Genomic DNA, 22,756 nt, shown 5'->3' with positions numbered 1-22,756 from the left:
TATGCCGCCCGTCAGATGTGCAGTATGTATTCACGAACCAGTTTGCTGCCGAAGTACGCCAGCATCAGCAGGCAGAAACCGGCGAGGGTCCAGCGAATCGCCTTGTGGCCGCGCCAGCCCAGTCGGTTGCGACCCCACAGCAGCACGCTGAAGACGATCCATGCCAGACAGGCCAGCAGGGTCTTGTGCACCAGATGCTGGGCGAACAGATTCTCAACGAACAGCCAACCGGAAATCAGCGACAGCGACAGCAGCGTCCAGCCGGCCCAGAGAAAGCCGAACAGCAGGCTTTCCATGGTTTGCAGGGGCGGGAAGTTCTTGATCAGCCCGGACGGGTGCTTGTGCTTGAGCTGATGGTCCTGAACCAGCAGCAGCAACGCCTGGAACACGGCGATGGTGAACATGCCGTAGGCGAGGATCGACAGTAGAATGTGCGCGAGAATGCCCGGCTCTTCGTCGATGATCTGCACTGTGCCGGTCGGCGCGAACTGCGCCAGCAATACCGTGATCGCACCGAGCGGGAACAGGAGCACCAGCAGGTTTTCCACCGGGATCCGCGAACAGGCCAGCAGAGTCAGGGCAATCACCGCAGCGGCGATAAGGCTGGACGCGCTGAAGAAGTCCAGGCCGAGGCCGATCGGGGTCAATAGATGAGTAAGCAGGCTGGCGCCGTGGGCGAGCACGGCGAAGACGCCGAGGCTGACCAGCAGGCGCTTGTTCGCCTTGGCGCCGGTGGCCAGGCGAGTGCTTTGATAGACGGTCGCAGCGGCATAGAGCAGGGCGGCGGCGAGGGTGGTCAGCAAACTGGGTGACAAGGGGAGCATAAATCCTGTTAGGCGAGCCCGAAAGGCGCTGAGTTTGGCATAGAACCGGCACGGCACGAAAGACTCCGCAAGCTGACAGCGAGGTGTCCGCCGGCCGCAGTCTTCGCTATAATCCGCGACCTGCCCACGCCGCAGGCTCGCCGAGCACATGTTGATTCCGGTCTGGGCCGCCATTATCCCGGTTCGTACAGGGCCTGAAAGGATCGCGCAATGTTTGAAAACTTAACCGACCGTCTCTCGCAGACGCTGCGCCATGTCACCGGCAAGGCCAAGCTGACCGAGGACAATATCAAAGACACCCTGCGTGAAGTGCGCATGGCGTTGCTCGAAGCTGACGTCGCACTGCCGGTGGTCAAGGACTTCGTCAATTCGGTCAAGGAGCGCGCTGTTGGCACCGAGGTGTCGCGCAGCCTGACGCCGGGCCAGGCGTTCGTGAAGATCGTCCAGGCCGAACTCGAAAGCCTGATGGGCGCGGCCAACGAAGACCTCAACCTGAGTGCCGTTCCGCCAGCCGTGATTCTGATGGCCGGTCTGCAGGGCGCGGGTAAAACCACCACTGCCGGTAAGCTGGCGCGCTTCCTTAAAGAGCGCAAGAAGAAGTCGGTCATGGTCGTGTCTGCGGACATTTACCGTCCGGCCGCGATCAAGCAGCTGGAAACCCTGGCCAACGACATCGGCGTGACGTTCTTCCCGTCCGACCTGAGCCAGAAGCCGGTCGACATCGCCAATGCGGCTATTAAAGAAGCCAAACTGAAATTCATCGACGTGGTCATCGTCGACACCGCCGGTCGTCTGCACATCGACGAAGAGATGATGGGCGAGATCAAGGCGCTGCACGCCGCGATCAACCCGGTCGAAACCCTGTTCGTGGTCGACGCCATGACCGGTCAGGACGCCGCCAACACGGCCAAGGCCTTCGGCGATGCGCTGCCGCTGACCGGCGTAATCCTGACCAAGGTCGACGGCGACGCCCGTGGCGGTGCCGCGCTGTCGGTGCGCGCCATCACCGGCAAGCCGATAAAGTTCATCGGTATGGGCGAGAAGAGCGAAGCGCTCGATCCGTTCCATCCTGAGCGTATCGCCTCGCGAATCCTCGGCATGGGCGACGTGCTCAGCCTGATCGAACAGGCCGAAGCGACCCTCGACAAGGACAAGGCCGACAAACTGGCCAAGAAGCTGAAAAAGGGCAAGGGCTTCGACCTCGAAGACTTCCGCGATCAGCTGCAACAGATGAAGAACATGGGCGGCCTCGGCGGCCTCATGGACAAACTGCCGAGCATCGGCGGCGTCAACCTGTCGCAGATGGGCAATGCTCAGAACGCCGCAGAAAAGCAATTCAAACAGATGGAAGCCATCATCAATTCCATGACCCCGGCCGAGCGCCGCGACCCTGAGCTGATCAGCGGTTCGCGCAAGCGCCGGATCGCCATGGGTTCCGGCACGCAGGTGCAGGACATCGGTCGCTTGATCAAGCAGCACAAGCAGATGCAGAAGATGATGAAGAAATTCACCGCCAAGGGCGGTATGGCGAAAATGATGCGCGGCATGGGCGGTATGTTGCCCGGCGGTGGCATGCCGAAAATGTGAGACAGGACACCAAGACTTCGCCGGTCGTCGCACCGGCGCAGACCCTGCAAGGACGCAGGATCAACAGCAAACCCGCACTCGGCGGGAGCTGACTGGCCGTTTTTAACGACGGCTCTCTATGCAAATCTGCACGGCATGCCATGGGCGCCGGAAAAAGTCATTTGCAAAAGTCCGGATATTCCTTAGAATATGCGGCCTTTCGGGCACCCATGCCCGCTGTGCATTTAGATTTGCAGCACCGACTACAGGAACGATGTTCACATGCTAACAATCCGTCTTGCCCTTGGCGGCTCCAAAAAGCGCCCGTTTTACCACCTGACCGTAACCGACTCGCGTAACCCGCGTGACGGCTCCCACAAAGAACAGGTTGGTTTCTTCAACCCTGTTGCCCGTGGTCAGGAAATCCGTCTGTCCGTGAACCAAGAGCGCGTTGCCTACTGGCTGAGCGTTGGTGCACAACCTTCTGAGCGCGTTGCTCAGTTGTTGAAGGAATCTGCCAAGGCTGCGGCCTGAGCAATATGAACGCGACGCCAGCCCCTGCCGATGATTTGATCGTTATTGGCAAAATTTATTCTGTTCATGGCGTTCGCGGCGAAGTGAAGGTTTATTCCTTTACTGATCCGACTGAAAACCTGTTGCAGTACAAAACCTGGACGCTCAAGCGCGAAGGCAATGTCAAACAGGTCGAGCTGGTCAGTGGACGCGGGAGCGACAAGTTCCTGGTCGCCAAGCTCAAGGGTCTCGATGATCGTGAAGAAGCTCGTCTTCTGGCCGGTTATGAGATCTGCGTGCCGCGCAACCTGTTCGCTGAATTGACCGAAGGCGAGTACTACTGGTACCAGCTGGAAGGTCTGAAGGTCATCGACACCCTCGGGCAACTGCTCGGGAAAATCGATCATCTTCTGGAAACCGGCGCCAATGATGTAATGGTCGTCAAGCCTTGCGCTGGCAGCCTGGATGATCGCGAACGCCTGTTGCCCTATACGGAGCAATGCGTGTTGGCCGTCGACCTGGAAGCGGGCGAGATGAAGGTGGATTGGGACGCGGACTTCTGAACGTGGCTAACTTGCGCGTAGAAGTGATCAGTTTGTTTCCCGAGATGTTTTCCGCCATTGGCGATTACGGCATCACCAGTCGTGCGGTCAAACAGGGGCTCTTGCAGCTGACCTGTTGGAATCCGCGAGATTACACGACGGATCGGCATCACACTGTGGACGATCGCCCGTTTGGCGGTGGTCCGGGCATGGTGATGAAGATCAAGCCCCTGGAAGATGCGCTGGCTCAGGCCAAGGCAGCAGCCGGGGAGGCGGCGAAGGTGATTTACCTGTCCCCCCAAGGCCGTCAACTGACTCAGTCGGCGGTACGCGAGCTGGCACAATCGGATGCATTGATCCTGATTGCCGGCCGCTACGAAGGCATTGACGAGCGCTTTATTGAGGCTCATGTCGATGAAGAGTGGTCGATTGGCGACTATGTACTGTCTGGCGGCGAGCTGCCGGCCATGGTCCTGATCGATGCGGTTACACGACTGCTGCCTGGAGCTTTAGGGCATGCGGATTCCGCTGAGGAAGATTCCTTTACGGATGGTCTGCTGGATTGCCCGCACTACACCCGACCGGAGGTGTATGCGGATCAGCGTGTTCCCGACGTGTTGCTGAGTGGCAATCACGCGCATATCCGGCGTTGGCGTTTACAGCAGTCCCTTGGTCGGACCTATGAACGACGCGCCGATCTTCTGGAAAGCCGCTCGCTTTCTGGAGAAGAGAAGAAGCTGCTCGAGGAATACATCCGCGAGCGGGACGATAGTTAACAACGTATCGATGGTAGATCGAACGATTTACCTTAGGAGCACAGCATGACCAACAAAATCATCCTTGCACTCGAAGCAGAGCAGATGAGCAAAGAAATCCCTACCTTCGCCCCAGGCGACACTATTGTCGTTCAGGTGAAAGTGAAGGAAGGCGATCGTTCCCGTCTGCAAGCGTTCGAAGGCGTTGTAATCGCCAAGCGTAACCGCGGCGTGAACAGTGCGTTCACCGTTCGTAAAATCTCCAACGGTGTTGGCGTAGAACGTACTTTCCAGACCTACTCCCCGCAGATCGACAGCATGGCTGTTAAACGTCGCGGTGACGTACGTAAAGCCAAGCTGTACTACCTGCGCGACCTGTCGGGTAAAGCAGCCCGCATCAAGGAAAAACTGGCTTAAGCCCAGCTTCCGATGCAGAAAAAAGCAGCCTACGGGCTGCTTTTTTGTTGCCCGGGATTTGTGCTGCCAAGATCTTCAGTCTGTCCGTGACCCAGTCGCGGCCTTCGCGAGCAGGCTCGCTCCCACAGGAATAGAGTGGGAGCGAGCCTGCTCGCGAATCGATCCGTCAGGCGCTGGAACCTTCTGGTTGAATCAACGCCAGCACCGTCCATCCAGCCCCAGGCTTCAGCGCCGTTTCCGGCGTCACCACATGCACCCAGCCGCTGTCATCACGCATGAACAGCAACGTTGCGCGATTGCCGTGCAGCGCCCGGTAATCATCCCAGCCAAACCCATCCGTCAGGGTTGTGCTGTACAGCTCGGCACCCTGGCCCATCTGGCCGGCCAGTTTCGAATAGGTCAGTGCCTCACTGCCCAACTGATTGCCCCGGTGTTCCAGGCTCGCCCGATGTTTATCGCTGCGGCGGCTTTCATGGCCGCTGGCCAGACCGAACAGGCGCTGATGACCGAAGTCATGACGAAAGCGCATCGCCGCCAATGTGTTCAGCTCGCCCGACGGTGACAGCGCCAGCAAATGCCCCAACCCCACCAGGTCCAGATGCGCGTCAGCATGCTGCGACGCCGGGTTGCCGAAATAAGTCGGCAAGCCTTCCATGCGTGCCGCGCGGATATTCTCCCAGCTCGAATCGGTCAGCAGTACGCGACTGCCCAGTTGCTGCAGCGACTTGCCCAATGCGCGGGCCGGGCTATTGGCTCCAACGATCAGAAAACCGCTCGGCGCCGGTTCGGCGACCTTTAACAGCCGTGCCAGCGGTCGCGCCGTTGCGCTTTGCAAAACCACGGTACCGATGATCACCGCAAAGGTCAGCGGCACCAGCAGCAGGGCGCCTTCATGTCCGGATTCATCCAGGCGGATCGCGAAAATCGCCGAGACAGCCGCTGCGACGATCCCGCGTGGCGCGATCCAGCACAGCAACGCCCGTTCACGCCAGCTGAGACTGGAACCGGCGGTGCTGAGCAAAACATTCAATGGGCGAGCGATCAACTGGATCACCAGCAGCAGAATCAACACCAGCGGTCCCAGACCGATCAACGCGTTCAGGTCCAGGCGCGCCGCGAGCAGGATGAACAGTCCGGAAATCAGCAACACGCTGAGGTTTTCCTTGAAGTGCAAGATGTGCCGCACGTCCACGCCTTTCATGTTGGCCAGCCACATGCCCATCAGCGTCACCGCCAGCAGGCCGGACTCATGCATCACTTGGTTGGCACCGATGAAGATTGCCAGCACCGCTGCCAGCGAGGCCAGGTTATGCAAGTATTCCGGCAGCCACTGACGCCGGATCACCGTCCCCAGCAGCCAGCCACCGACGACACCAAACACGGCGCCGCAGAGGATCACCCCGCCGAAGGTGAGAAGACTTTGCTTGAGGCCATGCCCTTCAGCGCTGGCGATGATGAAGCTGTACACCACGACGGCGAGCAGAGCGCCGATCGGATCGATGACGATGCCTTCCCAGCGCAGGATGTTGGCGATCGAGGCTTTTGGCCGCACCACCCGCAGCATCGGCACGATTACGGTCGGACCGGTGACCAGCGTCAGGCTGCCAAACAGAATCGCCAGCATCCAGTCGAAGCCCAGCAGAAAGTGCGTGGCCACCGCGATGACGATCCAGGTCGAAATCGCACCGAGGGTCACCAGTCGATGAACGACGCTGCCGATCTCTTTCCATTCCGACAGATGCAGGGTCAGGCTGCCTTCGAACAGGATCAGCGCCACTGCCAGCGACACCAGTGGCATCAGTAGCGGGCCGAACATTTCCTGCGGGTCGAGCCAACCCAGCACCGGGCCGGCCAGAATGCCGGTCAGCAGCAGAAACAGAATGGCCGGCAGCTTCAGGCGCCATGCCAGCCACTGACAACCCAGCGCCGCCGCGCCGATCCCGCCAAATGCCAAGAGAATTTGCTGCTCGTTCATTGATGCTCCCTGTTCCTTGATCTGGCTGGCTATGAAAGACTAGCGGCCATTCCCGTCGTTCACTGTCTATTTGCGCGCAGTGTTAAAAACTGCCTGCCCCGAGCACCCATGCCTGCCATCGACCATCCGCTGATTGATCAATTCCTCGACGCTTTATGGCTGGAGAAAGGCCTGTCCGACAACACCCGCGACGCCTATCGCAGCGACCTCGCGCTGTTCAACGGCTGGTTGCAGGAGAAAAATCTCGAGCTGATCAATGCCGGTCGCGAATTGATCCTCGATCACCTGGCGTGGCGGCTGGAGCAAAACTACAAGCCGCGCTCCACCGCGAGATTTCTCTCCGGGGTGCGTGGCTTTTATCGCTATCTGCTGCGGGAAAAGCTGATCAGCGTCGACCCGACGTTGCGCGTCGACATGCCGCAACTGGGCCGGCCGTTGCCCAAATCGCTGTCGGAAGCCGATGTCGAAGCACTGCTCAAGGCTCCGGACCTGAGTGACGCCATCGGCCAGCGTGACCGCGCGATGCTGGAAGTGCTGTATGCCTGTGGCCTGCGCGTGACCGAACTGATCAGCCTGACACTGGAGCAGGTCAACCTGCGCCAGGGCGTATTGCGGGTGATGGGCAAGGGCAGCAAGGAGCGTCTGGTGCCGATGGGCGAGGAGGCGATTGTCTGGGTCGAGCGCTATATGCGTGATGGCCGTCAAGAATTACTCGGTGGCCGCCCCAGCGATGTGCTGTTCCCCAGCCAGCGCGGCGAGCAGATGACCCGGCAGACGTTCTGGCATCGGATCAAGCATCAGGCCAAGGTCGCCGGGATCAGCAAGTCGCTGTCGCCGCATACCTTGCGCCACGCATTTGCCACGCACCTGCTCAACCATGGCGCGGACTTGCGCGTGGTGCAGATGCTGCTCGGGCACAGCGACCTCTCTACGACGCAGATCTATACCCATGTCGCCCGCGCCCGATTGCAGGATCTTCACGCCAAACACCACCCACGCGGCTGACACATCCCATAATGTTGAAATACTGACCTGTGGCGAGGGGATTTATCCCCGTTCGGCTGCGCAGCAGTCGCAAACCCGGCTGGCTCGATTTTGACTGAAAGATCGCGGTGGATGGTTTAGGGCTGCTTCGCAACCCGGCGGGGATGAATCCCCTCGCCACAATGATGTGCGTCAGCCACATGTGGTTGTGGGTCAGTTGTACAAGCATGAAGGTGTGTCAGTTGCACATGAGTGTGTGGCGACAGGCGCATTCGGCCCTCGCGGCCTTATGTGTTAGGCTTTGCCGGTTTGCACGATGGACGGTTATGACCCGGTGTTTCGCACGGGCGTTCTGATCGTTTCATTGGCCCGCCCTCAGGAGTACTCATGCGTCTGACCCAGATTTTCGCCGCCGCCGCTATTGCGCTGGTGAGCACCTTTGCCGTCGCCGACGACGCGGCTGACAAAGCCATTCGTCAAAGCCTGGAAAAACTCGAACTCGAGGTTCCGGTCGAAAGCATCAGTGCCAGCCCGTTGCCTGGCATGTACGAAGTCAAACTCAAAGGCAGCCGCGTGCTGTACGCCAGTGCCGATGGCCAGTACATCGTGCAGGGCAACCTGTACCAGCTCGCGAATGGCAAACCGGTCAACCTGACCGAGAAGACCGAACGCCTGGGCATTTCCAAACTGATCAATGCCATCCCGGTGGCCGAAACCGTGGTCTACCCGGCCGTGGGCGAGACCAAATCGCACATCACCGTGTTCACCGACACCACCTGTCCGTACTGCCACAAACTGCATGCCGAAGTGCCCGAGCTGAACAAGCGCGGCATCGAAGTGCGCTACGTGGCGTTCCCGCGCCAGGGCCTGAATTCGCCTGGCGACGAACAGCTGCAAGCGGTTTGGTGCTCGAAAGACAAGAAAGCCGCCATGGACAAAATGGTCGATGGCAAGGAAATCAAAGCCGCCAAGTGCGATAACCCGGTTTCCAAGCAATTCGCGCTAGGTCAGTCGATCGGCGTGAACGGTACACCGGCCATCGTTTTGGCCGACGGCCAGGTCATTCCGGGCTACCAGCCGGCGCCACAAGTCGCCAAACTGGCACTGGGCGCGAAGTAATTCGCATCGTCACGGGTAACCGTTGACGATCGTGGTCCGGCAGCAGCAGCGCCGGGCCATCAACAGAGAGCCGCGAGCACGCGGTTGTTTTCCGGCCGACCCTGTGTCGGCCGTTTCATGGGGAGTTCACAGTGAATCCGGTCAAAGTAGGCATCTGTGGGTTAGGGACCGTCGGTGGCGGTACCTTCAACGTACTTCAGCGCAACGCCGAGGAAATTGCTCGTCGTGCCGGGCGTGGAATCGAAGTGGCGCAAATTGCCACGCGCACGCCAAAGCCTCAGTTCCAGACGACCGGTATTGCGATTACCAACGATGTCTTCGAAGTGGCCACGAACCCTGAGATCGACATCGTCATAGAGCTGATGGGCGGCTACACCGTTGCCCGCGAGCTGGTACTCAAGGCCATCGAGAATGGCAAGCATGTGGTCACCGCGAACAAGGCGCTGATAGCCGTTCACGGTAATGAGATTTTCGCCAAGGCACGCGAGAAAGGCGTGATCGTGGCATTCGAAGCGGCGGTGGCCGGTGGCATTCCGGTGATCAAGGCGATCCGCGAAGGCCTGTCCGCCAACCGCATCAACTGGGTTGCCGGGATCATCAACGGCACCGGCAACTTCATCCTCACCGAAATGCGCGAAAAAGGTCGTACGTTCGAAGACGTGCTCGCCGAAGCGCAAGCGCTGGGTTACGCCGAAGCCGATCCGACCTTCGACGTCGAAGGCATCGATGCCGCGCACAAGCTGACCATTCTGGCGTCTATCGCCTTCGGTATTCCGCTGCAATTCGACAAGGCGTACACCGAAGGCATCACCAAACTGACCACTGCCGACGTCAACTACGCTGAAGCGCTGGGCTATCGCATCAAGCACTTGGGTGTGGCGCGCAGCACTGACGCCGGCATCGAATTGCGCGTGCACCCGACGCTGATTCCGGCCGATCGCCTGATCGCCAACGTCAACGGCGTGATGAACGCCGTCATGGTCAACGGTGATGCGGCCGGTTCGACGCTGTTCTATGGCGCCGGCGCTGGCATGGAGCCGACCGCTTCGTCGGTGATCGCCGATCTGGTCGACGTGGTTCGCGCGATGACTTCCGACCCGGAAAACCGTGTGCCGCACCTGGCCTTCCAGCCGGACTCGCTGTCGGCGCATCCGATCCTGCCGATCGAAGCCTGCGAAAGCGCTTACTACCTGCGCATTCACGCCAAGGACCACCCGGGCGTACTGGCTCAGGTGGCGAGCATCCTGTCGGAGCGCGGCATCAATATCGAATCGATCATGCAGAAGGAAGTCGAAGAACATGACGGCCTGGTGCCGATGATCCTGCTGACCCACCGCGTGGTCGAGCAGCGCATCAACGATGCGATCACCGCGCTGGAAGCACTGGCTGGCGTCGACGGCCCGGTTGTACGGATCCGTGTCGAACATTTGAACTAAAAGCAGCGGCAAGCTTCGAGCTGCAAGCGGCAAGAGAGAAGCAGTCTGGCTTTTACTTGCGACTTGCAGCTTGCAGCTTGCAGCTCAAACCGAAGGTTTGAAAAAAATGCGATATATCAGTACTCGCGGCCAGGCCCCGGCCCTGAATTTCGAAGAGGTCCTGCTGGCCGGTCTGGCGACCGATGGCGGTCTGTACGTCCCGGAAAACCTGCCACGTTTCACTCAGGAAGAGATCGCTTCCTGGGCTGGCCTGCCTTATCACGAACTGGCCTTCCGGGTGATGCGCCCGTTTGTCACCGGCAGCATCCCGGATGCCGATTTCAAGAAGATCCTCGAAGAAACCTACGGCGTGTTCGCGCACAGCGCCGTGGCGCCATTGCGTCAGCTGAACGGTAATGAATGGGTGCTGGAGCTGTTCCATGGCCCGACCCTGGCGTTCAAGGACTTCGCCCTGCAACTGCTCGGTCGTCTGCTCGATTACGTGCTGGAAAAGCGCGGCGAGCGCGTGGTGATTGTCGGTGCCACCTCTGGTGATACCGGTTCTGCGGCCATCGAAGGCTGCAAGCACTGCGAAAACGTCGATATCTTCATCCTGCATCCGCACCAACGAGTGTCTGAAGTGCAGCGTCGGCAGATGACGACAATCTTCGGCGAGAACATCCACAACATCGCCATCGAAGGCAACTTCGATGACTGCCAGGAAATGGTCAAGAACAGCTTCGCCGACCAGAGCTTCCTCAAAGGCACGCGTCTGGTGGCGGTGAACTCGATCAACTGGGCGCGGATCATGGCCCAGATCGTTTACTACTTCCATGCGTCCCTGCAGTTGGGCGGTCCGGCGCGTTCGGTGTCGTTCTCGGTACCGACCGGCAACTTCGGCGACATCTTCGCCGGCTACCTGGCGCGCAACATGGGCCTGCCGATCAATCAGTTGATCGTGGCGACCAACCGCAACGACATCCTGCATCGCTTCATGAGCGGCAACCAGTACGTCAAGGAAACCCTGCACGCAACGCTGTCGCCGTCGATGGACATCATGGTGTCGTCGAACTTCGAGCGCCTGCTGTTCGACCTGCACGGGCGTAACGGTGCGGCGATTGCCGGCCTGATGGACTCGTTCAAAAAGGACGGCAGTTTCAGCGTCGAACAAGAACGCTGGACCGAAGCACGCAAGCTGTTCGATTCGCTGGCGGTGGACGATGCGCAGACCTGCGAAACCATCGCCGACGTCTACGAGCAAACCGGTGAAGTCCTCGACCCGCACACTGCCATCGGTGTGAAAGCTGCGCGCGAATGCCGTCGCAGTCTGGATATCCCGATGGTGATTCTGGGCACTGCCCATCCGGTCAAGTTTCCTGAGGCAGTGGAGAAAGCGGGTGTAGGAAAAGCGCTCGAACTACCTGCACATCTTTCTGATTTGTTTGAGCGAAACGAGCGTTGCACGGTTCTGCCAAACGACCTGAAAGCCGTGCAAGCCTTTGTCAGCCAGCATGGCAACCGCGGCAAGCCACTCTAAGCCAGTAAAAGCTGTCACATTTTGAAGCCCGTCTCCTGACGGGCTTTTTTGTTTCTGCTGCCACACTGCTCGGGTTTTCACCCACGAAGGACGGGTGAGTCGATCACGAAGGAAATGGCAATGCTGTTTTACAGAGGTTTGAAACCGGCACTGGGCTGGTTGTTTTTGTTGGCGGTGCTGGGATGGATGCACAGCGGCGTGGCAGCGCAGATGGCACTCGATCAGGCCAATGCGTCGGGCACTGTGCCGGTTGTCGAACTGGATGCGCACGAGCGGCAATGGATCCGTGACAACCCCAGAGTAACGGTGGCATCGGTGCAATATCCGCTGTACCTGTTTCAGGACGAACACGGCCAGTGGAGCGGTCTGAACAACGATGTGCTCAAGCGGGTCAGCGCAATGACCGGACTGCAATTCGAGCACCAGGAATCGTTCTCTACCGACCATATGCTCGATCGCCTGCAAAGCGGGGTCGCGGACATCAGTACGACGTTGGCCATGAGCGATGAACGCAAGGCGTTTCTCGATTTCAGTCATGCTTTCGGAGGGGCTGGCTGGGTGTTTGTCGGACATGCCAATGCCCCGAGGGTGGAGTCTTTCGAGCAACTGGCGAAGCGCGTTCTGGTGCTGCCCGCCCGTCATGCCCTGGAGGATGCGATTCGGCGCGATTATCCGTCGATTGAAATACGCTCGGTGAAAACCTACGCCGAAGCGCGGGCGCTGGTCGAGAGCGGTGAAGCCTACGCAACCATCGAAAACGAAATCGGCGCGCAGCTCTATCCGTTGGGCATGCTCAAGGTCGGTGCTCTGGTAGAGGGCAAGTGGGAAGCCGATCATCTGGCTGTACGAAAAGGCATGCCGCAACTACTGAGTATTCTTAACAAGGCGCTGGAAGCTTTCCCTGCTGCGGAGTTGCGGGCGATTCGTCTCAAGTGGCTGGCAGGCGTTTCGCCGCCGCCCGTGCCCTCCGTGTGGAAGCGCCTGGTCGAGTGGGCATGCTGGGCGATGGGGGGAATCGGCGTTTTCGGAATGCTGTCGCTGGTGTGGAACCGGCGCCTGGCGGCCGTGATCAAGCTGCGCTGCGCGGCGGAAAAGGAGTTGGGCGATCAACTGGCCTTTCAGCATGCCCTGATCGATTCGATGCCGGATCCGGTGTTTGTCCGTGATCTGCACGGGCGTTTGATCATCTGCAATCGCAGTTACGAGGAAGCGCTGTCGGTGCGCCAGGACCAGATGCAGGGACGCTTGCTGATCGAAGTCGATGCGTTTCCGGAAACCACCGCGCGGATGCTCCACGACGAATTCATCGCCCAGTTGCAAACCCGCAAGTCGCGCTTCAGCAAACGCCAACTGCTGTTCAAGGGCGGGCCTCGCGAGGTTTATCAGTGGACCGTGCCGTTTTACAGCGGCGACGGCAAATTGCGCGGCTTGTTGGGCGGCTGGACCGACATCACCCAGCGTCGGACCGAGAGCGGGTGCCGCTGTCTGCAGTAAAGAAGGGAAATGTCCTGCAAGACGCGGCTACTTTTCTGATGGGAGGCTTAAGACGCCTGCCCTAGAGTGAACGACACCTGCGGTGAGAGTCCGCGATGATCGCTCCAGAGGTCGCCCATGCGCTCGCTTAAAGTCCTGATTCTTGAACCCAACCCGTTCCAGCTGATGGCATTGCATCAAATGCTCAATGCCATCGGCATCTACGACGTATTGACCGCGCCGTCGCTGGCGTCAGCCCTGTCTTCACTGGGGCATCGCGGTGCGGTCGATATCGCCATTTGCGATCCGCAGCTCAAAGGTGGCGATGGGTTGGCATTGATTCATCACCTGGCGGCGCACCATGAGGCGCGTGCCCTGATTCTGCTGGGCTCGGTCGCGCAGAGTTTGTTGAGTGACCTGGAGCCGGTGCTTCGGCAACAACGCCTGCGCCTGCTGGGGCGTCTGCAGACACCGGTTTCGGCGGTGTTGATGCGAGGTCTGCTGGACAGTTATCTGATCACTGCGCAGGCACTCATCGAGGCCTGATACCGGCGAATATTTTTCTGTCATCTTCGCCATGCATGCTCTGTCAGACACGGTCCTGCAAGGTCGGAACGTGACAGGCAGAACTTTCTTCTCGGGCCGGTGGTCATTTAATGTGAACACGCCCCAGGCACTGTGTTTTCGGACTATTGAGTGGAGATCGAGATGGAAAGTATCAGTCTATTGCTCGGTGAGGCTCTGAGCCCGTATCAGGTGACGCTGACCCCTCGCGGCAGCCATGGTGAATGTCTGGTGACGCTGAAGAACAGCAGCGGCGCCATTGTGGTGGAACGCGAATTCAATCAGGCCCAGTTGAGCGACAAGCGCTTGCTGACCGACGTGGTGGACGGCCTGCACCGTGACGTGATGATCGCCGAAGGGCGGCTGGAACCCTGCGTCATTGCGGCGTTGCGCAATGCAGCTCTGGACAAGCGTCCGGCCCTGTAAAGATGAAATATTTTTTGTGGGAACCTTCCTGCATACCTGTCAGTCAGACCCCATAACAGCAGGATCAAGCATTGTGCTCCGGTGCTTGTCGCTTGCTGCTACGGGTCTCGAAGCAGACCCCGTTTAACCCCGAGTTGTCTCCCCACTTCTCGGGGTTTCTTTTGCCCGGCGTTTGCCCTGTGCACAGCTTTTTGCTCGAAAACCAAACCTCCAGCGTTGCTCAAATGGCCCCGTCTTCGCGCAGCCGAGCGATTTGCGCCGCGTCGTAGCCCAGATCGCCAAGCACCTGCGCATTGTGTTCGCCAAGCTGCGGTCCGACCCATTCGGACGAGCCCGGCGTTTCCGACAGCTTCGGCACGATGCCGGGCATCTTGAAATCCTTGCCGTCCGGCAGCTTGGCATGCAGGAACATCTCCCGCGCCAGGTATTGCGGATCGTTGAACATGTCCTCGGCGCTGAAGATCCGGCTGACCGGTACGTCGGCCTGATTGAGCAAGTCGAGAACGGTCTGCAGCGGTAAGGAATTGACCCAGCGATCAATCACGCCATACAACTCGTCCCGGCGACTGTCACGCCCGTCGTTACTGGCCAGCACCGGGTCGTTGGCAAGATCTGCGCGGCCAATCACGAGCATGAAGCGTTTGAAGATTGCATCACCATTGGCGCCGATTTGCACATGCTTGCCGTCGGCGCTGGTGTGGATCGAAGAGGGCGTGATGCCCGGCATGATGTTGCCGCTGCGCTCGCGGATGAAACCGAACACGTCGAACTCCGGCACCATGCTTTCCATCATCGCGAAGATAGCTTCATACAGCGCAACGTCGACCACTTGGCCCAGCCCGCCGTTGACCTCGCGATGACGCAGCGCCATCAACGCACCGATCACGCCCCACAGCGCGGCAATCGAATCACCGATGGAAATCCCGGTGCGCACCGGTGGCCGATCTTCGAAACCGGTGATGTACCGCAGGCCACCCATGGATTCGCCGACCGCACCGAAACCTGGCTGGTCCTTCATCGGCCCGGTCTGACCGAAACCGGAGAGGCGCACCATCACCAGTTTCGGGTTCAGTGCGTGCAGGGTTTCCCAGCTCAGACCGAGTTTTTCCAGGACGCCGGGGCGGAAATTCTCGATGAGGATGTCGGCTTCGCCCAGCAGTTGTTTCAGGATCGCCAAACCGTCGGGGTGTTTCAGATTGAGGGTCAGCGACTTCTTGTTGCGCGCCTGGACAAACCACCACAACGAGGTGCCTTCGTACAACTTGCGCCATTTGCGCAGGGGATCGCCGCCGTCCGGCGATTCGATCTTGATCACTTCGGCGCCGAATTCGCCGCAAATGCGCGAGGCAAACGGCCCGGCAATCAACGTACCCAATTCAATGACTTTCAGACCCGAGAGCGGTTTGCTGGTGAACGGCATGCGAAATCCTGTAGGACAAGGCTGAGCGGATACAGGGTTTTAACATAGCCGACTGTCAGACGCCGCAGCTTGATTGCCATCAATTCGATGATTGCCTGTGGCATCGGTTAGACTTGCCGACTTTCCTCGTATCAAGAAGCCCGTTCATGGCCCAGCCGTCCACTACCTACAAATTCGAACTGAACCTCACCGACCTCGACCGCAGCGTCTACGAAAGCGTCAAGCAGACTATCGCCCGTCATCCTTCGGAGACCGAAGAACGCATGACTGTGCGGCTGCTGGCCTACGCGCTCTGGTACAACGAGCAGCTGTCGTTCGGCCGTGGTCTGTCAGACGTGGATGAACCGGCCTTGTGGGAAAAGAGCCTGGACGACCGTGTCCTGCACTGGATCGAAGTCGGCCAGCCGGATGCCGATCGCCTGACCTGGTGCTCGCGCCGCACCGAACGCACCAGCCTGCTGGCCTACGGCAGCCTGCGTGTGTGGGAAACCAAGGTGATCCCGGCGATCAAGAACCTGAAAAACGTCAACATCGCCGCCGTCCCGCAAGAAGTGCTGGAGACCCTGGCCAAGGACATGCCGCGCGTCATCAAGTGGGACGTGATGATCAGCGAAGGCACGATCTTCGTCACCGACGATCGCGGTCAGCACGAAGTCCAGTTGCAATGGCTGCAAGGTGAGCGCGGCTGAGGTCGCGACACCGCTGATATTTCCCACGAATCAAAGAGAAGCCTCCGTCGCCCCATGCGTATCGAACCTCGTCAATTGCCTGCCACGCTGCCTTTCCTCGGTGATCTGCCGCCACTGCTGACCCGCCTGTACGCGGCGCGGGGCGTGCAGTCGGAGGCGGAGCTGGACAAGAGTCTGGCGCGCTTGATCCCGTTCCAGCAGCTCAAAGGCATCGATGCGGCGGTCGACCTGCTGGTGACGGCTCTGGAGCAGCGTCAGCGCATTCTCATTGTTGGCGACTTCGATGCGGACGGCGCCACCGCCAGCACTGTCGGTGTGCTCGGTCTGCGCCTGTTGGGCGCGGCGCATGTCGATTACCTGGTGCCGAACCGCTTCGAATACGGCTACGGCCTGACGCCGGAAATCGTCGAAGTCGCGCTGACCCGTGAACCGCAATTATTGATCACCGTCGACAATGGTATTTCCAGTGTCGAAGGCGTCGCGGCGGCCAAGCGCGCCGGACTGAAGGTGTTGATCACCGACCACCACTTGCCCGGCGATGAACTGCCGCAGGCTGATGCGCTGGTCAATCCGAATCAGCCGGGCTGCGAATTTCCGAGCAAAGCGCTGGCCGGCGTCGGGGTGATCTTTTACGTACTCATGGCGTTGCGCGCGCGTCTGCGCAGCCTCGGCTGGTACGAGAGCAAGCCACAACCGAACATCGGCGAACTGCTCGATCTGGTGGCGCTGGGCAGCGTCGCCGACGTGGTGCCGCTGGATGCCAACAACCGCATTCTTGTGCATCAAGGGCTGGAGCGGATTCGCGCCGGCCGGGCACGGCCGGGGATCAAGGCGATTCTCGAAGTCGCCAAGCGAGAGGCTGCGCGGATCACTTCCACCGACCTGGGTTTCATCGTCGGCCCGCGCCTGAACGCCGCCGGACGTCTGGACGACATGAGCCTGGGCATCGAATGCCTGCTTACGGCCGACGCCAATCTGGCGCGGGAAATGGCTGCGCAACTGGACGGCATGAACCAGGATCGCAAATCCATCGAGCAGGGCATGCAGCGTGAAGCGCTGGCGCAGCTCAAGGATCTGCCGGTCGAGTCGATGCCGTTTGGTCTGTGCCTGTTCGATCCGGAGTGGCATCAGGGCGTGATCGGCATCCTCGCCTCGCGCATGAAAGAGCGCTATTTCCGCCCGACCATTGCCTTCGCCGATGCCGGTGATGGTCTGCTCAAGGGCTCCGGTCGCTCGGTGCAGGGCTTCCATATTCGCGATGCGCTGAGTGTGGTCGCGGCGCAGCATCCGAACCTGATCGCCAAATATGGTGGCCACGCGATGGCCGCTGGTCTGACCTTGCCGCAGGAGAATTTTCCGCTGTTCGCCGAGGCTTTCGACGCTGAAGTGCGTAGGCAACTTCGCGAAGAAGACCTCACTGGGCGGATGCTTTCAGATGGCACGCTGGCCGTTGAAGAGTTTCATCTCGAACTGGCTCGCGCCTTGCGCCACGCCGGGCCGTGGGGGCAGCATTTTCCCGAGCCGCTGTTTCACGGTGTGTTTCAACTGGTCGAGCAGCGCGTGGTCGGCGAACGGCATTTGAAAGTGGTGCTGAAAAGCGAATGCGGTTCGGTGAAGCTCGATGGCATCGCGTTTGGCATTGATCGCGATGTGTGGCCGAACCCGACGATTCAATGGGTTGAACTGGCTTACAAGCTCGACGTTAACGAGTTTCGTGGCAACGAGACTGTGCAGCTGATGATTGCTCATATCGAACCGCGTTAAGCCATTCGCGAGCAGGCTCGCTCCCACAGGTACGGTGCAGTCTTGTGGGAGCGAGCCTGCTCGCGAAAGCATCCTTTCACACACTGAATTACTCTGAACCCTCCGTCATTCCCGGTTGTCGACTAGGCTCTAAGCACTGCTTGATTGGCCTTGTGACGTCTTGTCGAATTTTTGCCCGCGGGGGCGGGTGCTGCACCCTTTTTCTGTCACTCGTCGACTTTTCAAACAGAACCCTGGAGCCTGCCCACTGATTCGAGAGGTGCCCCATGAGTCTGCTGCTTGAACCCTTTACTCTTCGCCAACTGACCCTGCCCAACCGCATCGCCGTGTCGCCGATGTGCCAGTACTCCAGCGTCGACGGCCTGGCCAACGACTGGCATCTGGTGCACCTGGGCAGCCGCGCGGTGGGCGGTGCCGGTCTGGTTTTTACCGAAGCCACGGCGGTTACCGCCGACGGACGCATCACCGCCGAAGACCTTGGACTGTGGAACGACGAACAGATCGAACCGCTGCAACGCATCACTCGCTTCATCACCGCCCAGGGCGCGGTCGCCGGTATTCAACTGGCCCACGCCGGGCGCAAGGCCAGCACCCACCGGCCGTGGATCGGCAAGCATGGCAGTGTCAAACCCGAGGACGGCGGCTGGACCCCGGTCGGGCCATCGCCGATTGCCTTCGATCCCCAGCACACACAACCGAAGCAACTGGATGAGGGGCAGATCGCCGAAGTGATCCAGGCCTTTGTCGACGCGGCCAAACGCGCGCTGACGGCCGGGTTCAGCGTGGTCGAGGTGCATGCGGCGCACGGTTATCTGCTGCATCAGTTTCTCTCGCCGCTGAGCAATCAACGCCGCGATCAGTACGGTGGTTCGTTCGAGAATCGCATCCGTCTGGTGCTGCAAGTCACTGAAGCGGTGAGGGCGGTATGGCCGGAGGAATTGCCAGTGTTTGTCCGCGTCTCGGCGACCGACTGGGTCGAAGACGGCTGGAACCCGGATGAGACCGTGGAGCTTGCGCGCCGCCTTCATACGCTGGGCGCCGATCTCATTGACGTGTCTTCAGGAGGGACTGCTGCAAACGCGGAAATCCCGGTTGGACCCGGATATCAGACGCGCTTCGCCGAGCGTGTACGCAAAGAGTCAGGCATCGCCACCGGTACTGTCGGAATGATTACCGAGCCGGCCCAGGCCGAGCACATTCTGCGTACCTGTCAGGCCGATATCATTTTCCTCGCGCGCGAACTGCTGCGCGATCCGTACTGGCCGCTGCATGCCGACGATGATCTGGGCGGGCGCAAAGCAGTGTGGCCGGCGCAGTATCAGCGCGCGACCCATCGGGATCAGCCGATTCATGAATCGGATTTGCGCGATTGATTGAAGGCTGGAAAGCAGAAGCCCCGAGCCGGTGATGGTCGGGGCTTTTTCTATTCGGCACAAGTTTGCGTTGTCAGGCGGGCCTCTTCGCGAGCAGGCTCGCTCCCACAGTAGGAATGCGGACCCCTGTGGGAGCGAGCCTGCTCGCGAATGACGCCAGAACAGCCGCCTTATAACCTCAAGGGTATTTACGCTTGTCCGGCGCCGGCGGGAAATACTGGTACAGCCAGGTCTCGCTCAACGTGCGGTCATTGGTGCGAATGAACAGGCGCAGTTCCACTGGCTCGACACTGTCATTGGTCGGATACCAATCGAACAGAATCCGGTAGCCCTTGATGTCATCCAGCACCAGCACGCTGAAGTCCTGCACCTTGCCGTTGGAACAGGTAATCACTGGCTCGATTCCGGTGCCCTGTGGCAGGCGCTCGAGGCCGCCACCGGTGAAGTCCACGGCAAAGCGCCGCGCCCAGACCGGCGGGTAGTGTTCACCCGGCGCCCAACCCTCGGTGAAGCCGCCCATGCCCGAACGCGTCGCGTGCACCCGCGCCAGTGGCGTGCCGACCGGTGGCAGGGCGCTCCAGTAGAGCTTGTACCCGTAGTTCAGCGAATCACCGGCAGCCACGGGTTTCTTCGGCGTCCAGAACGCGACGATGTTATCCAGCGTCTCGCCGGTCGTAGGAATTTCCAGCAGATCGATAGAGCCTTCGCCCCAGGCGGTTGTAGGTTCTACCCACAGGCTCGGGCGCTTGCTGTACCAGTCGACAGTGTCCTGATAGTTGGCGAATTCGTGGTCGGTCTGCACCAGGCCGAAACCCTTCGGGTCCTTGTCGGCAAATGCATTGAATTGCAGCGTCGCCGGGTTGTTCAACGGCCGGCAGATCCACTCGCCATTGCCGCGCCACATTGCCAGGCGATCGGAGTCGTGAATCTGCGGATGAATGGTGTCGCACATGCGCCGTTCGTGGGTGCCGCAGCTGAACATGCTCGTCATTGGCGCCACGCCGAGTTGTTCGATGGCGGTGCGTGCGTTGATGTGCGCGTCGATTTCCATGACCACGCGCTCGGCCTGGCAATCGATGTCGAAGCGATAGGCGCCGGTCGCGCTCGGCGAGTCGAGCAGGGCGTAGACCACAAAACGCGTGGCGTTCTTGTCAGGCGTCTCGAACCAGAACTTGGTGAAGTCGGGAAACTCTTCGCGTTTCTTCGCGTAAGTGTCGATGGCCAGGCCGCGCGCGGAAAGGCCATATTGGCCAGTGGCATCGACCGCACGGAAATAGCTGGCGCCCAGAAACGACACCACGTCATGCCGATCCAGCTCCGGCGCCTTGAACAGTTTGAAGCCGGCAAAACCCAGGTCGCCCTTGAGCTGCTGGGTGTCGACCGAAGTGTTCTCGTAATTGAACAGCGCCGGACGGAAATGCACCTCGCGCGCCATGCGCGTCTTCGGATCAACGCTGTACATGCGCACCGGCTGACGGAAACCCATGCCGACGTGGAAGAACTGCACGTCCAGCTGACCTTCGTTTTCCTTCCACAAGGAATGCTCGCCGTCGTAGCGGATCGCGTTGAAGTTCTGCGGAGTCATGGTCGCCAGGGTTGGCGGCAACACCTGTTTCGTATCCTGATAGGCACTGCCGGCGAGCTGCTTGGCCTGACGCTTCAACGACTCGAAATCGAAGGCCTGAGCCTCGCCATCGGCGGCGCCGCCATTGGCTGCCCAAGCGCGGGCGGCCAACAGGCCCGACGCGGAAAGACCGGTATAGGCCGCAATGGCCATGGACGCTTTGAGCAAATTCCTGCGGTGCATAAATACAACCTGTCGTGTGCAATCCAGCGCCGTTCCTGGCACCTGTCGGATCGGAAATTACGGTTCGGTCATGCCTTCGGCCAAACGCAACGGACTATAAACAGATGCCCGCTAGCTTAATCGGTTCGATTGTCGGGCAAAAAGGCTTGTTTGCGTTGCGTCACTTGGCAATGAAACAAGACATGTCTGTAATTTTTCTGACAGGGCTCTCTGATTTAGAGGGCATATCTGCTTTTTTCGATTAATTACTCTAAAAAACGCTTTTCAACGCCGATTTAATTCCTATTCTATGGGCAAGACCGGATACAAGCCTTCGTGCCGGCGGGGCACACGACGCTGCTCGAAGAGGCAGGGCGATGTGAGGTTCAGCAGTTTCTTGACTCAATAGAGAAGGACATCGTCCATGGCAAAAATACAGAGCATCACCGAAATGTTGGGCATCTTCCCTTGCTTGGGCGGCGGGCGCAGAAGACGCCGCCTCAATTCCGAAGAATTGAAACTTGTGGAGCGTTATCGAGAACTATCGGAAAGCGACCGGATCGCCATGCGCTATCTGGTGGATGCGATGCGGAGTGTTTCGCGATTCTAAGGGGGAGGGGAGAAGGGGCAGGCCGAGAAGCCTGCCCCTTTTTCATTTGCGTAACGCTCGAAACATGCCCTTCTGAGTGGCGAGCAACATCTCGAAGCACACTCGCAGGTCGGGGTCGGGCACTTTCGAACTAGGCTGAGGGCCTTAGATCCGGATAACCCTTGTTTGGAGACGGAACATGAACACCCGTGGATTGCTCGATCAACTGCTCAAGTCCGGGCAGGAAATGCTGCAGAACAAGACTGGTGGCGCTTCCAACAAGTCGGCTGCCAGCGGACTGGGCGGTTTGCTCGGTGGCTCGTCTGGCTCCAGCGGCCTCGGCGGCCTGCTCTCAGGCGCGGGCGGCGGCGCATTGGCCGCGGGCGCGATGGGCCTGCTGCTCGGCAATAAAAAGGTCCGCAAGGTCGGCGGCAAAGTCGCACTCTACGGCGGCCTCGCCGCGCTGGGCGTACTGGCCTACAAGGCCTACGGCAACTACAACGCCCAAAAAGGCAGCGCACCACAACGCGAACCACAAACGCTCGACCGCCTGCCACCCGCGCAAGTCGAGCAGCACAGCCAGGCAATCCTCAAAGCCCTGGTCGCCGCCGCCAAAGCCGACGGCCACATCGATGAACGCGAGCGCGAACTGATCGAAGGCGAATTCACAAAGCTCGACAACGATCAGGAACTGCAACACTGGCTCCACGCCGAACTCAACAAACCCCTCGACCCCACCGACGTCGCCCGCGCGGCAAGCACGCCGGAAATGGCGGCGGAGATGTACATCGCCAGTGTGATGCTGGTGGATGAGGAGAATTTTATGGAGAAGAGCTATCTGGATGAACTGGCACGGCAGTTGAAGCTGGAGCCGGGGTTGAAGGTGGAGTTGGAGAGGCAGGTGCGGTTGGTGGGGGCGGATAGCGTGTAATCGTAGTGGCGATCGCCCGGCATCAGCAGGCGGTTGCCCTTTTACGTTAGCTAGACTTCCTGCGTTTCAGTAGTTTCCGTAACGGCGTTGAATC

Annotated in this window: 21 protein-coding genes; 17 read left to right on the top strand and 4 right to left on the bottom strand. The window is 59.8% G+C overall.

What is annotated here, in order from left to right:
• Positions 1-11 precede the first annotated feature (11 nt).
• Positions 12-824 carry a cytochrome C assembly family protein gene (locus tag ACV8MC_RS01685; RefSeq protein WP_016771539.1) on the bottom strand — a complete coding sequence of 271 codons (813 nt, stop codon included), beginning with the start codon at positions 822-824 and terminating at the stop codon, positions 12-14.
• Positions 825-1,034: 210 nt separating this feature from the next.
• Between ACV8MC_RS01685 and ffh the strand changes: the two genes are divergently transcribed.
• The 5 genes from ffh to rplS all read left to right on the top strand — a co-directional run bounded on the left by ffh (position 1,035) and on the right by rplS (position 4,617).
• Entirely contained in the window at positions 1,035-2,411 is a 1,377-nt protein-coding gene (ffh, locus tag ACV8MC_RS01680) for a signal recognition particle protein (RefSeq protein WP_007967791.1), read from the top strand.
• A gap of 261 nt (positions 2,412-2,672) precedes the next feature.
• A complete protein-coding gene (rpsP, locus tag ACV8MC_RS01675) occupies positions 2,673-2,924 on the top strand; it encodes a 30S ribosomal protein S16 (protein ID WP_003185073.1) in 252 nt (83 codons plus the stop codon).
• Positions 2,925-2,929: 5 nt separating this feature from the next.
• Positions 2,930-3,466 carry a ribosome maturation factor RimM gene (gene rimM / locus ACV8MC_RS01670; RefSeq protein WP_016771538.1) on the top strand — a complete coding sequence of 179 codons (537 nt, stop codon included), beginning with the start codon at positions 2,930-2,932 and terminating at the stop codon, positions 3,464-3,466.
• A gap of 44 nt (positions 3,467-3,510) precedes the next feature.
• Positions 3,511-4,221, top strand: a complete 711-nt coding sequence (gene trmD, locus ACV8MC_RS01665; protein ID WP_231507574.1) for a tRNA (guanosine(37)-N1)-methyltransferase TrmD — start codon at positions 3,511-3,513, stop codon at positions 4,219-4,221.
• 45 nt (positions 4,222-4,266) lie between these two features.
• A complete protein-coding gene (rplS, locus tag ACV8MC_RS01660) occupies positions 4,267-4,617 on the top strand; it encodes a 50S ribosomal protein L19 (RefSeq protein WP_041478196.1) in 351 nt (116 codons plus the stop codon).
• Positions 4,618-4,783: 166 nt separating this feature from the next.
• Here the strand turns inward: rplS and ACV8MC_RS01655 are convergent, their stop codons facing one another.
• The gene (locus ACV8MC_RS01655) at positions 4,784-6,592 is read right to left on the bottom strand and encodes a sodium:proton antiporter (RefSeq protein ID WP_315435705.1); all 1,809 of its coding nucleotides are present in this window, start codon (positions 6,590-6,592) and stop codon (positions 4,784-4,786) included.
• 108 nt (positions 6,593-6,700) lie between these two features.
• Between ACV8MC_RS01655 and xerD the strand changes: the two genes are divergently transcribed.
• The 7 genes from xerD (at position 6,701) to ACV8MC_RS01620 (ending at position 14,110) form a co-directional block, all read left to right on the top strand.
• Positions 6,701-7,597 carry a site-specific tyrosine recombinase XerD gene (gene xerD, locus ACV8MC_RS01650; protein WP_150636241.1) on the top strand — a complete coding sequence of 299 codons (897 nt, stop codon included), beginning with the start codon at positions 6,701-6,703 and terminating at the stop codon, positions 7,595-7,597.
• Positions 7,598-7,963: 366 nt separating this feature from the next.
• Positions 7,964-8,695, top strand: coding sequence for a bifunctional protein-disulfide isomerase/oxidoreductase DsbC (gene dsbC, locus ACV8MC_RS01645; RefSeq protein ID WP_016771534.1), 732 nt, complete (start codon positions 7,964-7,966; stop codon positions 8,693-8,695).
• Between the two features lie 131 nt (positions 8,696-8,826).
• Positions 8,827-10,131 (top strand): homoserine dehydrogenase, encoded by a 1,305-nt coding sequence (locus ACV8MC_RS01640; protein ID WP_024011722.1) that lies wholly within the window; start codon positions 8,827-8,829, stop codon positions 10,129-10,131.
• A gap of 106 nt (positions 10,132-10,237) precedes the next feature.
• Complete coding sequence (thrC, locus tag ACV8MC_RS01635; protein ID WP_024011723.1) at positions 10,238-11,647, top strand: threonine synthase; 1,410 nt, start codon at positions 10,238-10,240, stop codon at positions 11,645-11,647.
• A gap of 120 nt (positions 11,648-11,767) precedes the next feature.
• Complete coding sequence (locus ACV8MC_RS01630) at positions 11,768-13,141, top strand: transporter substrate-binding domain-containing protein (RefSeq protein WP_056783127.1); 1,374 nt, start codon at positions 11,768-11,770, stop codon at positions 13,139-13,141.
• A 117-nt stretch (positions 13,142-13,258) separates the two neighbouring features.
• Complete coding sequence (locus tag ACV8MC_RS01625; protein ID WP_041478191.1) at positions 13,259-13,666, top strand: response regulator; 408 nt, start codon at positions 13,259-13,261, stop codon at positions 13,664-13,666.
• Between the two features lie 162 nt (positions 13,667-13,828).
• Complete coding sequence (locus ACV8MC_RS01620; RefSeq protein ID WP_016771530.1) at positions 13,829-14,110, top strand: DUF3509 domain-containing protein; 282 nt, start codon at positions 13,829-13,831, stop codon at positions 14,108-14,110.
• A gap of 220 nt (positions 14,111-14,330) precedes the next feature.
• Here ACV8MC_RS01620 and ACV8MC_RS01615 read toward each other — a convergent pair whose 3' ends face one another.
• Positions 14,331-15,530, bottom strand: a complete 1,200-nt coding sequence (locus tag ACV8MC_RS01615) for a CaiB/BaiF CoA transferase family protein (protein ID WP_041478190.1) — start codon at positions 15,528-15,530, stop codon at positions 14,331-14,333.
• A gap of 146 nt (positions 15,531-15,676) precedes the next feature.
• Between ACV8MC_RS01615 and ACV8MC_RS01610 the strand changes: the two genes are divergently transcribed.
• The 3 genes from ACV8MC_RS01610 (at position 15,677) to ACV8MC_RS01600 (ending at position 19,356) form a co-directional block, all read left to right on the top strand.
• Positions 15,677-16,219: a YaeQ family protein gene (locus tag ACV8MC_RS01610; RefSeq protein WP_007908961.1), complete on the top strand. Its 543-nt coding sequence runs from the start codon at positions 15,677-15,679 to the stop codon at positions 16,217-16,219.
• Between the two features lie 54 nt (positions 16,220-16,273).
• Positions 16,274-17,983, top strand: coding sequence for a single-stranded-DNA-specific exonuclease RecJ (gene recJ / locus ACV8MC_RS01605; RefSeq protein ID WP_016771527.1), 1,710 nt, complete (start codon positions 16,274-16,276; stop codon positions 17,981-17,983).
• 266 nt (positions 17,984-18,249) lie between these two features.
• Positions 18,250-19,356, top strand: coding sequence for an NADH:flavin oxidoreductase/NADH oxidase (locus ACV8MC_RS01600; protein ID WP_039759093.1), 1,107 nt, complete (start codon positions 18,250-18,252; stop codon positions 19,354-19,356).
• Positions 19,357-19,534: 178 nt separating this feature from the next.
• Here ACV8MC_RS01600 and ACV8MC_RS01595 read toward each other — a convergent pair whose 3' ends face one another.
• Positions 19,535-21,163, bottom strand: a complete 1,629-nt coding sequence (locus ACV8MC_RS01595; RefSeq protein WP_457264262.1) for a glucan biosynthesis protein D — start codon at positions 21,161-21,163, stop codon at positions 19,535-19,537.
• 403 nt (positions 21,164-21,566) lie between these two features.
• Between ACV8MC_RS01595 and ACV8MC_RS01590 the strand changes: the two genes are divergently transcribed.
• Together ACV8MC_RS01590 and ACV8MC_RS01585 are read left to right on the top strand one after the other, a co-directional pair.
• Positions 21,567-21,752, top strand: coding sequence for a hypothetical protein (locus tag ACV8MC_RS01590; protein ID WP_041478186.1), 186 nt, complete (start codon positions 21,567-21,569; stop codon positions 21,750-21,752).
• Between the two features lie 178 nt (positions 21,753-21,930).
• Positions 21,931-22,662 (top strand): tellurite resistance TerB family protein, encoded by a 732-nt coding sequence (locus ACV8MC_RS01585; protein WP_457264260.1) that lies wholly within the window; start codon positions 21,931-21,933, stop codon positions 22,660-22,662.
• The last annotated feature ends 94 nt before the right edge of the window (positions 22,663-22,756 follow it).

It is taken from the genome of Pseudomonas sp. PK-RTE-24, assembly GCF_054052265.1.
This window is presented reverse-complemented; position numbering and strand designations above follow the sequence as displayed.